Raw genomic sequence first — 14518 nt, 5'->3', positions numbered from 1 at the left:
AATTTATGTGGTTTCAGCGTTTAATGATCCTCAAGGTTTTCACCGGTCGATTCGTATCCAGATTGATCAATTCCACCAGGTAGAGTCCGGATCCAATACCGGGCGTATCTACCTGCAGCACTTCCGCACCATCCAGCCAGCCGAAGTTGCGTCGCAGGAGCAGCCGTCCCATCAGATCCCGTAGACGCAGTTCCATCCTGAAACGCACCATACCGGGAAGCTTCAGTTCGAAACTACTGTAGAAAGGATTTGGGTAAATCAGCACCTCAAGCTCCTCGCCAGCTGTATCGGTTTCCGGCTGCAGTTCAAGCTTCGAAGGTTTGAGCAGTAATACGAAACGATGTTCACCGAAACTTTCCGCTACTGCCGTATTCAAGTCAAACTCATACACCTGATCTTCGGACAGCACCTTCTGGGTACGCAGATAGCGGTCTGCCAGGATCAACGTCGTGCCGGCCTCCAGTGTTCCAATGCCCGATATGTGCAATCGGTATTTACCTGTTACATACCCTTTCACGTACAATGGCACCTCCAGCAGTCGCCTTTCGGGTTTTGCACGCGTATCTACCGAAAGTTTTGTTTCAGCACCGGCAAGTCCGGCGATACTTACATAACCGACGCCCAGCGCAGTTGCATCACGGTCATCGACATCATTGTTGCCCAGGGTCGACAACACCAGGGTATATTGCTGCTCAAAAGCCTCTCTTGCCAGCACGACACGGATCTTACCATCAGCTGCATGCTGCGTAGCATGATGTTCCACTGTAGCCAAACGTCTATTTGATTTCGCAGAGATCGTTTCAGCTGAATGCCCGGGGCTAAAGTCAATGCTGCCCCTGCCCTGTCCGTTCAGTACTTTTACAAAGAATCCTTCAGCAGCCTTAATCCTGGTATTTGGATCATCCGTTACATCGTATGCATTATTCAAAGGATTGAATTTCCAGACGTATGGGCTCAGATTCTCTCGCTGCAAATCCGACCAGCTAAGCACTGCTGCATATGGATTCCCCAGCAGATGGAAGCCATCATCCGGTTCCCCCATGTTGCGGTTCTGGAGCTCCAGATGCAAACTTTCTTGAAACAGGAGCCCTTTATGCTTGATGGTGTAAGATCCGGGGCTTTCAAACGGGGCGGTCTGGACTTGCCTGGCATAAGCATCAGGCACCAGGCGGTCACCACGCGAAAACACATAGATGCCTCTACCCACATCAACGGTAGTGTTCATCTCCGGGATCCCGCTATACTTCTGCGAGAGTGTGCCGGTCAGCGCCTGATTGTGGGTATAAATTGTATGTCCGTTCTGCGGAGAATCATCAAAGTCATTCCGCATTCCACCCGGACCAGTTACAAACAAGGCAGCTTTGAGATCAAACAAATGATAGTAGGACAAGCCAGCACCCGATCCATGATAAACCGGCGAGCTCCACAGGCGCCAACCCCGGGCGGTCGCAGGCGCAGGAAAAGCACCTGACACGTGTTGCTCCACATTGACCTCTCCGATAACCGCCGCTTCAGGCGGCGTCGAGATCGGCCATAAAAAACCTTGCTTCTCGGTACCGGTATGCTTCAGGGTTAAATGACCATTGGAATTCAGTACGCCCATTTTCGTCTGCACATAGCCGAACACGTCAACTGCCTGTTCCAACTTTAGCACCGCGGAAGTACTTGCCTTATCCAGCAAGAGCTCCTGTACACCGATATGCCCCGAACCAGAAACGAGCTGTGGAGCAGCACCAGCAAACCGTAGTCCACCGGATTGTACCTCCGCATCGCTTTCCAACAGGCCATGATTAATCAGACTGGCATCGAGCTGCAGGTAGGCGCCCTCATTTATGCTAAGCCTCGCCCCCGAATCCAGCCTGGAGTCACAAAGCACTTCCATGGGCTGCCCCAGCAGCATTATCGCATCTCGTTCCAGGGTTAATCTATTCAAGCTTAATCCCTCAGGTATTCCATCCCTTAGCTTTGCACCCGGACCAATAATCACTTGCTCATAGTTTTCCGGCACTTCCTTGCTGCTCCAGTTTGATGGTTCGGCCCATGATTGATTCAGCACATTACTGAATACCATGCCCGTACGCAGCAGTTCTACATTTGACTCTTCTGCAGAAACCGCATAAAAGGCCGCGGGATCACGCTGGTTGATATAATTGCTCATGATCCATTCGGGGCTTGCATTGAAGGTCTGTATCCTCAATTCGTCTATGATGCCGCCGAAATACTTGTCTTGAATCTTACTGGAGCCTACCACCAGGCTGCCGCCCAGCTTCGAGGCAAAACTACCTAAACCGACCGCATAGTTTACCCCATCTATGTAAATGTCCCTTCGCCCCTGATAAGACTGGCTCGTTAAATGGTACCAGCGATCCGGCACCATGATCAGCGTTGACAGTTTAACTGAAGTTGATGAATTCGTCCGTGTTTCCTGCGACAGGCGCCCTGATGCTTCCAGCTTCAAGACATAACCCCCAAAAGCAGCGCTGTCTGTGCTGAGAATCACCTGCTCGCGGTTGACTGCGGTAAATTTGATCCAGCAGGACATAAAGAAATTGGTGCTGTTAATCTTCCCGGCGCTCAGCTGATGGTTGCTGCCATTCAACTGTATGGCACTGCCTATCTTTCCGGATACATAGTTGGAGGCAGTCATATTGCTGCTTGGTCGCAAAGCTTCCGCTGCTACACTGCGGGCAGCATTTTCAATGGGAATGCCAGAAGGCGCTGCATTCATGTGCCATATCCGATCCTGATCATTGTTCCAGGTGAACTGTGCTGCTGCAGCATTGGGAAAGTGAATGTTATTGGACCCGTAATAAAGATAGATTTCAGTAGCTGCGGTAGCAGTTCCCGCCGCCGCAAGTGATGGCAGTCGTACCCAGCTCAACAGCTTACCGCTCGCCGCCTCATAGTGATCCAGCTGATAGCTCAAAGGTGTCGCTGCCGCAGTTACCAGCGTAAAGGCAAAATCACGGCCCTTGCTGCCGGAGATCTTATTCCCGGAACAGTCTCCTGCTACATACCGGAGGTCAGGATCCTCCAATGCAACCAGCAGTGGAAAGTTCTCCAGGTTCACCGCACCCGCCACAAATTCTTTATGGATCGTAATCTTCTTACGATAATTATAGCCCGGCAACCAAGCCTGGGCACTTACCTGAAAACCGGTAAAGACAAGAAGCAGAAACAATTTACAGATCTTAGCCATTTGATATTTCAATGGTACTTATTCCAGCGCAGGAAGCACTCAGAAAGGTTGCAGAATTGAAATATCAGATTACCAGCCCTATAATTTGGAAATAATTATTAGTAATTTCACAACATCAGCCTGTACATTTACTTTTCATATGCACACCGAAGAACAAATCAAGAACATAGCAGATGCGCTGTTATCCAGCTTCCTCCCGAAGGACTCTAATGAGACAGAACTGACCTTCCATTTCACCATACCGCCTAGCCAGAGCTACAAGGTTTGGTATAAGCGAAAAAAAGCGGTCTGGGAGTTTATCAAGTTTGAGGAGGACAAAAAATAATCCCCTGCATCATCAATAACGATCTGACACAGGGGATTGAAAGGATCAGCTTCCTGATCCTAAATACAGTACTTATTTATAGGTTGCTGCGAGTTTCAGTGCATTGTAAGCATTTACAATACCTCCCGTTACACAAAGATCAGAGAAAGGCATAGATACCGGCGCTTCATCAACCATTACCGTTACCGGGTGATTAACTTTCTCAACAGATTTCATAATGATCTCTTTTACCTGTAAAGCTGTTAATTTCGGATAGTACGAACGGATGGTTGCGGCTAACCCTGCTACAACCGGTGCAGCCATACTGGTTCCATTAAACTTCGCATAAGCATTTCCATCCGGGATGGTCGAATTGATCTGATAACCTGGTGCAAAAACGTCTACTGATGTTTTTCCATAGTTCGAGAAATCAGCCTTTAAGGATTCATCATTTGTTGGAGTTGAAGCACCTACAGAAAGGTAAGCACCTGCAACACCACCTGAAAGGTAGTTGCGATTTGGATAGTTTACCTCCACATCGGTATTCTTGTTATCATTTCCGGCAGCGTGAACAAGCAGCACATCCTTAGACATCGCGTATTTCACTGCTTCATCAACCAATTCCTTGTCCCATGAATAGGCTTTACCAAAGCTCATGTTGATGACTTTGGCGCCATTGTCAACCGCATAGCGGATCGAGTTGGCTACGTCCTTATCACGCTCATCGCCACCTGGTACTGCACGCACACCCATGATCAACACCTTATCCGCTACACCTTTGATACCGATGTTATTGGTCCTATCAGCGGCAACAATACCAGCAACGTGGGTACCATGACTTGCATCAGGACCTTTGACGTCGTTGTTACCGTATGATCTTTCGCGGCCGTTGGCATAATCATCACCCACAAGTTCTGCTCTTGGATCATATTCCAGGTTCAGGTTATACTTCAACATTTCGTCATAGTGGTCAACACCTTTCTGGATCTGATTTTTATAGAAATCCTTGTAGCTATCCTCTTTTAAAGCATTCACCATAACGGATTTCAAGCGGGTTTCCATCTCATTTTCTGCCTTGTACTGCTCAAAGTCTGCAGCAGTAGGCTCCGCTTTTCCAATCTTCTTAACAACGCTGTTCAATACGAATTTGAAACCCTCGATACCGGCAAGACTTTCTTTTGCTTCAGCAACCTGCTTGTCAAAATCAGCCTTCATCGCTTTATACTGGGCGTAGGCGGCTTCATCTTCTTTAGCAACTTCAGATACGTTCTCGAATTTCTTCATGTCCCGGCGAAGCAAACGGGTAAGTTCAAGGGTTTCAAATTCAATGGAGCCTTTTTCAGAACCCAGGAAGTTCCATCCGTTTACATCATCCTTATAACCGTTCTTGTCATCGTCAATGCCATTGTCTGGCTTCTCTTTTTTGTTTACCCACAAGACGCTTTTCAGGTCCTCATGGGTAATGTCCACACCCCCGTCCAACACGCCGACAATAACAGGTGTAGCTTTCTTGCCTTTTAGCAGTTCTTTGTAAGCACGCTCTGTACTGATACCGAATACAGAATCTGTTTTAAGATCCAGGTTTTGCCAGTTTGACTTCTGTGCAAATGTAAAAAATGGGAAAAACGACAGGGCAACAATCAGCCGCATTCTTCCGGTAAAAAATCTGTTAATCATAGTTTTACTTAAATTGTTCTTATTCGATGCTGCTCAGTTACCTACATGGATTGTTTCCAAAGCAGAGAAGCATAACATGCTCCTACTAACGCAACATCAGGATTTCAAATATAGCCGACTTAAACATTAAATTGGTCAAAAGACAAACACCTTTCAGAAAAAGGCCGGAACATTCCTGCTCCGGCCTCACCTAACCTAACCTATCCACCTACCAATGTCAAACGGTATGCTCCATCAACCCAGCGAGATCTGAGAATACCCAGGATTCTTGCGGTGTGTTGTCTATAGGACTATAGCTTTCTTAAAAGGTCTAATGTTGTAGATGTTAAAAAATGTTAAATGCTTGTTACCTGCTCATGCGCTACTTCAGAATGTCTTCAAGCACCTTTTTCTTACCATCAATCTTCTCGGTGTATTCCAAGCCAAGTATTTCTGTGATCAATGGGTACACGTTTATATTTTCAAAAGATGGGATCTTTAAACCAGACTTAAAAGCCGGGCCCCATGCGAAGAAGGTTGCATGCATATCTTTAACTTTTGCAGGGTCAAATCCATGTTGCCCGGGGCTTGGTGTTCTGCTGGAGAATACCCGTGGCCATGTTGGGATCAGCACGATGTCGCCAATACGATCAAACCGGTCGTCCTTGGCACCATAGTGGAACTTCTTCGGCATCTTGCTTTTCAGATACACTTCATAGTCCACAGCCTCTTTCTTTAGCTGCTTGTACAGTGGTTTGATGTCGGCACTGTTTTTAGCATGGATACTCACCGTGGTACCTGACGTAGGCACCACGAATTTCTCCGGGTCTATACTTTTTGGCAGCCTGAGCGGGTGTTCCCGATCTACAGCGGTCATACCGTGATCTGAAAGGAAAATAAAGTTTACAGGCAGTCCGGTTGTTTTTACGACCTCTGTCAACTCAAATATGGCTTGATCAACCATTTTCACCGCTTCAGCCGCTTCTGGAGATTCCGGCCCATGGTCATGCCCGGAGTGATCAGGTTCGGAGATGTAGAAGGTTATCAGGTGTGGCCTTTTCTCTTCGGGAAGGTTCAACCAGTCTTTAACCACCTGTATACGTTCCTTCATTGGGAATTTCTCCGTAAAATCGTAGCTATAGGTCGGACGTACCCCTTTTACATCCGCTTCCGAACCAACCCAGAAAAAACTTGCAGACACCATTTGCTGCTGTTCCGCAAGTACCCAGAGCGGTGTGCCCCCATACCAGCTGCCATCCTGCACCTTAGCCTTTGCAGACATACTATATCGATCATTTCGGGCTTGGTCGTAAAAAGTGTTGTTAACCAATCCATGATGTGCAGGGTAAAGTCCCGTCACCAGGGTATAATGGTTGGGAAAGGTAAGCGTTGGATAACTCGGGATCATACTTTCCGCCTGTACGCCCGCAGCACTTAGCTTTAGCAAATGTTCCGGCTGGTATTTCTTCGCATAATCATGGCGAAAACCATCCGCAGAGATCAGGATCACATAAGGTTTTTGCTGTTGCGCCGCCGAGTTCTGCCGATCTGCAACAATGCGCTGAGGAAAATCCCCTTGTGCCTGTACCATTAAAGGTGCTGCCATCACTGCGATGAACAGCATACGTTTAACTAAATTAGAAATCATATTTATATGGATCATTCGTGTTCATTCCAGCCCATAAGCGTCATCATCCTACTGAATTCAGGATGAAAGCCCGCTTTTAGGATCAACTGTTCGCCAGTAACAGGATGTATCAGGTCCAGCTCCGAAGCATGCAGCAACATGGTGGTCATGTCCCACTGCGTTTTAAAGAAACGGTTTTGTTTGTTGCAGCCATGCTTACGGTCACCAATGATCGGGTAACAGATATGCGCAAAGTGTTTACGCAGCTGATGCATTCTGCCGGTGGTTGGTGTGGCCTCAACCAAGGAATATCTTGAGGTGGGGTGTTTACCCAGCGGAACATCAAGTTCAGCACGCTTCACCGTTACAAAAGAGGTGAAAGCATCCTGAATGGCGCCATTTTCCTTCACCAGCGGGTAGTCAATGTCCATACTATCGGGCGCGTAACCACGCAATATGGCCATATACTTTTTCCGGATGGCGCCTTCCTGAAACTGCTTGTGCAGGGCAACTTCCACCTCTTTATCAAATGCGAATAGGAGCAGCCCGGAGGTCTTTCTATCCAGGCGGTGCACCGGACTTACGCGACGGTTCACCTGGTCACGCAACATCTGCAATGCAAATTCCTTTGCATCATTTGCGATGAATGACCGGTGAACCAGCAGTCCGTGCGGTTTATTTATGGCAATCAGGTGTTCATCCTGATAGATAATTTCGAGCATTCTAAGTTTTTTGCAAAGATAACACCCGAAACGTTATTATCCTGCCTATTTCGAATATAGCTGATCCATAAAGCGGTAGCGCTCCAGATCAGTTGCCTTTTCAGATTGAGTTTTCGGACCGATATTCATGAAGGTAGCGGATTCCGGCTTGCTGATCGGCGCCCATTTCGGAAGTCCGGAACCATTCGGATCACCAGTTTTGATGAAGTTCGAAAAATAAGTCAGCATGGTCTTAGAGATCTGATGATCTTCCTGTGTCCAGGCATAAACCGGATTTTTGTCCAGGTTACCCATAGCATATTCAATTTCAAAAGCATGGGGTGCACCCTGCGATATCGGTGCGGCCGGGGCAGGCGCTTTCTGATCATCCGCTTTGGTTACGCCGCCTGCCAGCCCTGTTGTGGCATTGGCGAAATCTTTAGTCATTGGTGGCTTGGATTTCGAGAAGAGATAGCGATAAGTTGGCTTAGCAGCGGTTTTCGCATGCAGGTCCAGCCATTTCCAGGTGCTGTATGCAATAAACCGGTCACTGGCCAAAGCAGTGGCAGACTTAATCACCTCCGCTTCGTTGCTCCCCGGATATAGTTTAAGTACCTGCTCCGCCTGCTCCGGGAAGTCTTCTTTTACTCTTTTCGCATAAGCCTCCGGAGTAGGCTTCTCCGCGCGCATAAAGGCCTGATAAGGCATTTCAGCAGAATTCCAGCCTGCAAGCAGTGGCACTTTGGCCTGTTCGCCAGCTTCAAATATTTCGTTCAAGGTTTTCGGCAGAAAATACCCGTCAATGGTTGCTGCAGTACGGAATCCATTTGGACCAGAAGCGACCTTCAACAGTTCTTCCGCAGAAAGCGCCCGTAGTTCGGCCAATGAACCTGCTTTAACTTTTTCCGCAAATGCAAGTCCGTTCTTTTCGGCTTCTTCCAATGTCAATGGCGCAAGTGTCGGTTTAATCATCGCTCCACTTTCGCCGATAGCACCTGCGATCAAACCTTTTGACAGCGGAGAAGCCATCTGTGCCGAAACGGAGATGGATCCTGCAGATTCACCTGCAATCGTTACCCGGTTCGGGTCGCCACCAAAAGCGGCGATATTTTCGCGTACCCACTTCAATGCTGCATATTGATCTAGTAAACCATAGTTTCCAGATCCTTTGTAGGACGTTTCCCTGGAAAGTTCAGGATGGGCCATAAACCCGAAAACACCCAATCGATAGTTAATTGTTAAACTTACGATACCCGTTTTGGCCATAGCTTCGCCATCATACCGCCCTTCAGAGCCATCACCTGCCACATAGCCGCCGCCATAAAAATATACCAGTACCGGTAGTTTCTCCTTCATGGTTTTTGCTGGTGTCCAGACGTTCAGGTAGAGGCAGTCTTCACCGGTGCCAGGTGAGCGGAACATCATATCGCCGAATACCCTGGCTTGCATTGGACTCTTTGAAAATTGGTCCGCCTTTTTAACACCCGACCAGTTTTCGGCAGGTTGCGGCGCTTTCCAACGTAATTCTCCGACGGGTGGTTTTGCAAAAGGAACACCTTTAAAGCTCTTTACACCCGAGGCTTCCGTTGTACCTTCCAGCAGGCCGTTAGCAACTTTGGTTTGTACTGTCTTGCCTGATTGTGCATTCGCAAAACCCAGCGGCCCTACAATAGCCAGCTGGATGAACATGAACATTTTAATTATTCTCATAAAAGGTTTATATCGGTTGTTTATACCCAGCGTGCTGAGCGAGTTCAATTTAAAAAATTTCTTTCAGAACCGTTTAATGGTCCTTGACCTTTCTCACAAATGGCACAATTATGTTGTTTTTTGTGCAATACAAATTCATTAAATTGAGCTACAAACCAGTAAGTTATGAAACGTCTAGTAACACTCATGCTGTTCATGTTCGTTGGCGTATTAGCACATGCACAGCTGGCCAATACCAGATGGACCGGTAATTTGACTGTTCCAGAAGCTACGCCGATGTACTTAAATTTTAAAACAGACGTATTTGAAGTCAGTTTAGCAGAAAGCAATGAACTGGTGGAAACCATGACTTACAAGATCAGTGGCGATACGATCATACTGAAGAAAACCTCGGGAAGCAGTGTCTGCCCTGAGGGCTCAACCTTTACCCTGAAGTACGCCATACAAGGAGAACAATTGCTATTAACACCCCTTTCGGATGACTGCCCTGAACGTGCAGGTGCATGGACCAAAGAACCCTTTACTAAGGTGAAGGAATAAAATCTTTTTTTAAGGTTACCTTAATCCGGCTTCAAGAATGCCCCAGAAGCCGGATTTTTTTTTTCGCACCTTTGTGCGCAAATGTTACACGATATACTGCTGCTTTGTCTGGTATCCTTCTGCGCGGGATTCATCGATGCAATTGTAGGTGGTGGAGGTTTACTGCAACCATTTAGCGAAACATTAGTTGCTTTCCGTAAGGCTGAAAGGTACGCCTTTCCCGGTCGTTAAAAATTTATTGAAGCTATATAGAAAGCTTTGCCAACCGTTTTTACATAAATCATAACATTGTATTTCCGGAGTAAGACCAACGTGTGTTAGCGCTAAGGCGGTGCCTTCCGATGTAATTGATATGTCCCAAATAATTCTGGTATCAACCCACTCGGTGTTATTAGAAAGCTCAGGCAAATCAATCAACGCATCTACCACCCGCCAGCTCACTTTTTCATTCCCGACCAGCTGTTCGACTTCCATGGTTTTATAGACCTGAGATCCAAAACGAATCGTAAATACGTTACCCTGCTCCTCGGCAGAGCCCTCAAACATCTCCGACCACCATTTCGAAATTAAAAGGGTTAAACCCTCATATACATCCTGCGCTTTAGCCTTCAGTATAAGTTTAGTCGTAAAGTTTTCCATGCGCTAAGTTGTTACCATCAGTTGAACTTATATAACTTCATAAAAATGGTGATAAATACGAGTCTAAAACTTGTCTTATGGCAAGAATTAGACGACCACTGTAGTCGCTTGGTGCTGTTGCAACCTTTGAACACGGCGTTTACCAGCAGCCTGTTTTTTGTTTTTCTTCCTAAGCTTGTTGATCCAGATAATTGTACCGGTAACCGGTAAGCTGGTTGCAAACAGACAGGCTAAAAAGTAAATGATCTTAGAGAAAGTACCATAAATATCACCCAGGTGTAAGGAACGTACAGAGCTTGCCACCTGCTCGTTGAAAGGTTTATCGCTGAATTTCTCAGTCTTTAGTACTGCTCCGGTATATTGCTCGAACTGGATCTTGTCTGCTGCAGTCAGCACGAAGAAGCCTGAGCGACTTTTGTTGATCACGTATGAACCTGCTGAATCTGCAGGAAAACGCAACCTGTAATTACCTTCATAAGGGAAGCTTTGATCTGCGCTTGAGATCAGTGAAGCAAGCATTGGTTTTGCAGCATTGCCAGCATTCATCGGATCAGATGGCATCGGCTTCTCTCTACGCTGTTTGAATACTTCGTCGCCGAGCACATCGCTAACACCAGTCTTATACCATTCAAATGACCAGCAAAGTCCTGTCAGCGCCATGATCAACAGCACGATAAAAGAGTAAAACCCAAGCGTATTGTGCAGGTCATGGTTAATCCGTTTCCAGTTTCCAGAGAACTTGATCTGAAAGCCCTGCTTCCAGTTACGAAGCTTAATCGGCCACCACAGTACCAAGCCAGAAAGTACCAGAAACACGAAAATGATCGTTGCAGCACCCACAATGATCTTACCACCACTATCCTGTAATAATAACCAGCGGTGCAAACCCATCATGGTCGAAAAGAATTCCGCAGTTGCGCTTTTGGTTGTACCGGTAATGTCGCCGTTATAAGGATTCACCAAATAGGTTTTTCCGCCACCACCTTTGCCGCCTTTGGGACCCTCAGCCTTTGCACCCGGCCCAGCTTCAGCTTTCTTCATACCTCCACCTTCTGCATTCTTCATGCGATCACCTTTTCCTTCTTCCGGTTTGCCGCCCTTAGGACCCTTTTCCTGAACGGTGAAACGGTAAACTGCATTTGGATTAGCCGGTATTTCGATTCCAGTAACCTTACCCTTTAAGCCAGCTTCCGTTTTGGCAACCAACTCGTCAATCGGGATAACTGTTGCCCCAGCAGCTGCTTCAACATGGTAACGTTCTGAGTCTGCCCACTCTACGATCTCTTTTTCAAAGGTCAGAATGGTGCCTGTCAGGCAGACCACGAACAGCACCAGGCCGCTGGCAATTCCTAACCATAAATGGATGTCATTTGAAAACTTTCGAAAGCTGTACTTCTTTTTCATTTGGCTATTTTTTTATGTCTGTTTGGCGATTTGTATTTTATGCAAAAAGATATCCCCCTTGTGGAGGATACCTTTACCATCATGTACGGCTATTCTTTAAAATTTATAACTCAGCACCCCTGAAATATTTCGTGGCGCAATCCTGTCTATAAAGTTTGAACGGTAGGCATCATAACCGACGTTATCAAAAATATTGTTTATCAAAGCACGTAAACTCAGGTTTTTTGTTACTGGATAACCTACTTGTACGTTTACCAGAGTATATGCTTTATTGAACCATGGTGCCGTATTCGGATCAATGGCATGGTACTGCACGCCTTCTTGAGTCCAATCGTTGTACGGACGCTCACCAAGGTAATATACGCCCGCACCAAGGTTCAGACCTTTTAAAGCATTATTTCTGAAGGTATAGTTGGCATATGCGTTGAAAGTATGTTTAGGCGTATTGTTCGGTGCAGATCCGGGAACAAAAGTCGTATGATCTTTGAACTGCGCGTTGATGTAAGCGTAACCCGTTACCACTTCCAAATTCGGTAGGATCTTACCGGTTAACTCCACTTCAATACCTTTACGTTCATCATTACCACCTTTAACGTAATAGCCAGCCGATTGTACAACGCCATTTTCATCAACATTGAAAGCCTCAAGGTTCATGTCTTTGTTGTTGATCTTGTAGAAGGTCAGGTTGAAACGAAGACGGTCATTAAACCATTCCGATTTGATACCAGCTTCCATCTGATCAATACGCTCTGCACCCAATGGGTTACCATTGATATCCACTACAGATGCAGATCTCGGATTGGTACTATTGGTGTACGATCCGAAAACATTGAAACCTGGCTTAAGGGTAAACATCACCCCTGCTAAAGGATTCCAGAAGCTTGAGGTTGCACTGGATGCACCATTATCGCGGGTTTTGTTGGTACTGTAACGAACACCACCATAAGCTCTGGCCCAATCTGTAACCTGAATCACATCCTGAATAGTGATACCAAAACGGTAGTCATAAGATTGTACTTCTGTGGTTAGCTGGAAGGCCGGGTTGATACCCGATGGAAGTACGTTGGTCACGGTTGAAGGATCAAGAACATTGATCTGGTCAACGGCAATACTGTTATAAGTAGGTTGATATAAATCTAAGTATCTGAAATCACCGCCTACCTGGAAAGTATGAGAGATCTTACCGGTTTGCACTTTCTGACCGATTAAGTCTAATTGCAACACGGTGTTTTTATCTTCTCTGGCATTGTTGTGTGCGATAGAGCGGTTATATATATTTACCTGATCCACGTTGATGCCGTTGCCTCTAGCAGCAGCAAGTCCGGTTTTAATGGCGTCACTATCATAGTTTGAATAGAACAAAGCTGCACGCAGGTAAAGTTTATCTGATAGATCACGTTTCAACCTCGCGGTATAAGTGCTGTGTTTGGTGTCAGTTTTATCTGATTCGAAACCTAAAAAGCGGTTTGAAGGAAGGTCATAGATCTGGTTGGTTTTATTACCTACAGAAAGGTTCACGGTACCCGCATCAACAGCCTGCTTCTCGTTGAAGTAATCCATCTCCAAAGTCAGACTTGTTTTTGCATCCGGACGCCATTCCAATGAAGGATTGATGTAGAAAGATTCGTTGCCCATGTGATCGCGGAACTTACCACCATTCTCATAAGCACCGTTTAAGCGTACAGCAAGGGTGTTCGATTTATTTACCACACGCTGGATGTCGAAGGTAGGACGAACAAGATCCCAACTACCGGTACGGAAGGAAACATTTCCGGAGTTTTCGAATTTAGGCGTTTTTGTTACCACGTTCACGATACCACCCGGGCCACCAAGATCCGTTGCAGCACCCATGGTGATCGAGCTAGCGCCCTTAATTACCTGGATACTTTCTACCCCCTGCATATCAGAGGAGAAGCCCATACCGCGGAAATCGCTCATTACACGAACACCATTTTTCAAGGTTGGAATACCTCGGAAACCACGTGAGGAGATACTTTCTCTAACACCACCATATGTTGCATAAGTATATACGCCTGGTACATTACGTACCCCTTCGATTACGCTTAATGCGCCTTGTTGTTCAATTAATTTGTTTGAAATTACCGATATACTCTGAATCTGGTCACTAGCTTTTAAGGGCAACCTGGTGATGGCATCGAGTTTTTCCTGCTGCTTGTTGCTGGTTCCGAAAACTTCAACCTCCGACAGATCGTTTTTTGCGTCTTTCAACGTGAAGTTGATCTGGGTCCCAGCTGCAGGAACTTCAACGCTAGTGCTCTGGGTCTCGTAACCCATCAGTTTTACTTTGAAGGTATATTTACCAGCAGGAATCCGCAATTCGAAGTTACCGGATTCGTCTGTACGGCTACTTACATTGGATTTTTCAACAGTGATGTTTACAGATTGTAAAGCTACGCCCGCTTCATTTTGCACCTTTCCTTTTACAGAAGTGTTTTGTGCAAGCAGGGTATTCAAAAACAGGAAGTTTAAAAGTAATAACGTGTAAAGTTTCTTCATTTCTTTATTTAGATCAATTCTAAAGCTTGGCAAAAATAGAAAGGTCTTTCCAATTTCCAAGCCTTATTTAGAATTTATTTAAATAAAGAAACAGGTTAGTTACAGATTAATAAGATAATCTTATAAGTAATGTGGTAAAAAACAGTGGATCAGCATTGCCTTAACGAGGCTTTAACAAGGGGTTGACAGGGCGTTGACAAGGCCTTGACAAGGCTATAGTC

At 46.1% G+C, this 14518-nt stretch carries 10 protein-coding genes; 2 read left to right on the top strand and 8 right to left on the bottom strand.

All coding sequences use genetic code 11. The features are described from left to right. Positions 1–13: 13 nt before the first annotated feature. Complete coding sequence (locus tag ACTHQF_RS15710) at positions 14–3199, bottom strand: LamG-like jellyroll fold domain-containing protein (protein ID WP_440431640.1); 3186 nt, start codon at positions 3197–3199, stop codon at positions 14–16. 139 nt (positions 3200–3338) lie between these two features. On the opposite strand from ACTHQF_RS15710, the gene ACTHQF_RS15705 reads away from it, so the two are divergent. After that, complete coding sequence (locus ACTHQF_RS15705) at positions 3339–3524, top strand: hypothetical protein (protein WP_440431638.1); 186 nt, start codon at positions 3339–3341, stop codon at positions 3522–3524. A gap of 72 nt (positions 3525–3596) precedes the next feature. Here the strand turns inward: ACTHQF_RS15705 and ACTHQF_RS15700 are convergent, their stop codons facing one another. The 4 genes from ACTHQF_RS15700 to ACTHQF_RS15685 all read right to left on the bottom strand — a co-directional run bounded on the left by ACTHQF_RS15700 (position 3597) and on the right by ACTHQF_RS15685 (position 9197). Continuing rightward, the gene (locus ACTHQF_RS15700; RefSeq protein WP_440431636.1) at positions 3597–5180 is read right to left on the bottom strand and encodes a S8 family peptidase; all 1584 of its coding nucleotides are present in this window, start codon (positions 5178–5180) and stop codon (positions 3597–3599) included. Between the two features lie 361 nt (positions 5181–5541). Continuing rightward, entirely contained in the window at positions 5542–6807 is a 1266-nt protein-coding gene (locus ACTHQF_RS15695) for an alkaline phosphatase family protein (protein ID WP_440431634.1), read from the bottom strand. A gap of 11 nt (positions 6808–6818) precedes the next feature. After that, positions 6819–7508, bottom strand: a complete 690-nt coding sequence (locus tag ACTHQF_RS15690; RefSeq protein WP_440431632.1) for a pseudouridine synthase — start codon at positions 7506–7508, stop codon at positions 6819–6821. Positions 7509–7553: 45 nt separating this feature from the next. Continuing rightward, positions 7554–9197: a carboxylesterase/lipase family protein gene (locus ACTHQF_RS15685; RefSeq protein ID WP_440431630.1), complete on the bottom strand. Its 1644-nt coding sequence runs from the start codon at positions 9195–9197 to the stop codon at positions 7554–7556. A gap of 165 nt (positions 9198–9362) precedes the next feature. Here ACTHQF_RS15685 and ACTHQF_RS15680 point away from each other — a divergent pair, with 165 nt between their 5' ends. Beyond that, on the top strand, positions 9363–9737 hold the full coding sequence (locus tag ACTHQF_RS15680; RefSeq protein WP_440431629.1) for a hypothetical protein: 375 nt from the start codon (positions 9363–9365) through the stop codon (positions 9735–9737). Between the two features lie 183 nt (positions 9738–9920). On the opposite strand, the gene ACTHQF_RS15675 is transcribed toward ACTHQF_RS15680, so the two are convergent. The 3 genes from ACTHQF_RS15675 to ACTHQF_RS15665 all read right to left on the bottom strand — a co-directional run bounded on the left by ACTHQF_RS15675 (position 9921) and on the right by ACTHQF_RS15665 (position 14297). After that, positions 9921–10376: an SRPBCC family protein gene (locus ACTHQF_RS15675; protein ID WP_440431627.1), complete on the bottom strand. Its 456-nt coding sequence runs from the start codon at positions 10374–10376 to the stop codon at positions 9921–9923. Positions 10377–10463: 87 nt separating this feature from the next. Beyond that, a complete protein-coding gene (locus ACTHQF_RS15670; protein ID WP_440431625.1) occupies positions 10464–11780 on the bottom strand; it encodes a PepSY-associated TM helix domain-containing protein in 1317 nt (438 codons plus the stop codon). A gap of 96 nt (positions 11781–11876) precedes the next feature. Next, positions 11877–14297: a TonB-dependent siderophore receptor gene (locus ACTHQF_RS15665; protein WP_440431624.1), complete on the bottom strand. Its 2421-nt coding sequence runs from the start codon at positions 14295–14297 to the stop codon at positions 11877–11879. Positions 14298–14518: the final 221 nt, after the last annotated feature.

It is taken from the genome of Pedobacter sp. SAFR-022, assembly GCF_051965375.1.
Taxonomy (GTDB): Bacteria; Bacteroidota; Bacteroidia; order Sphingobacteriales; family Sphingobacteriaceae; genus Pedobacter.
Note: the sequence above shows the minus strand (reverse complement) of the source record. Positions and strands in the feature narration are given on the sequence as shown.

Excerpts from the sequence above, each read along its gene's own strand:
- ACTHQF_RS15710 (WP_440431640.1), bottom strand. The coding sequence starts at position 3,199 with ATGGCTAAGATCTGTAAATTGTTTCTGCTTCTTGTCTTTACCGGTTTT.
- ACTHQF_RS15705 (WP_440431638.1), top strand. The coding sequence starts at position 3,339 with ATGCACACCGAAGAACAAATCAAGAACATAGCAGATGCGCTGTTATCC.
- ACTHQF_RS15700 (WP_440431636.1), bottom strand. The coding sequence starts at position 5,180 with ATGATTAACAGATTTTTTACCGGAAGAATGCGGCTGATTGTTGCCCTG.
- ACTHQF_RS15695 (WP_440431634.1), bottom strand. The coding sequence starts at position 6,807 with ATGATTTCTAATTTAGTTAAACGTATGCTGTTCATCGCAGTGATGGCA.
- ACTHQF_RS15690 (WP_440431632.1), bottom strand. The coding sequence starts at position 7,508 with ATGCTCGAAATTATCTATCAGGATGAACACCTGATTGCCATAAATAAA.
- ACTHQF_RS15685 (WP_440431630.1), bottom strand. The coding sequence starts at position 9,197 with ATGAGAATAATTAAAATGTTCATGTTCATCCAGCTGGCTATTGTAGGG.
- ACTHQF_RS15680 (WP_440431629.1), top strand. The coding sequence starts at position 9,363 with ATGAAACGTCTAGTAACACTCATGCTGTTCATGTTCGTTGGCGTATTA.
- ACTHQF_RS15675 (WP_440431627.1), bottom strand. The coding sequence starts at position 10,376 with ATGGAAAACTTTACGACTAAACTTATACTGAAGGCTAAAGCGCAGGAT.
- ACTHQF_RS15670 (WP_440431625.1), bottom strand. The coding sequence starts at position 11,780 with ATGAAAAAGAAGTACAGCTTTCGAAAGTTTTCAAATGACATCCATTTA.
- ACTHQF_RS15665 (WP_440431624.1), bottom strand. The coding sequence starts at position 14,297 with ATGAAGAAACTTTACACGTTATTACTTTTAAACTTCCTGTTTTTGAAT.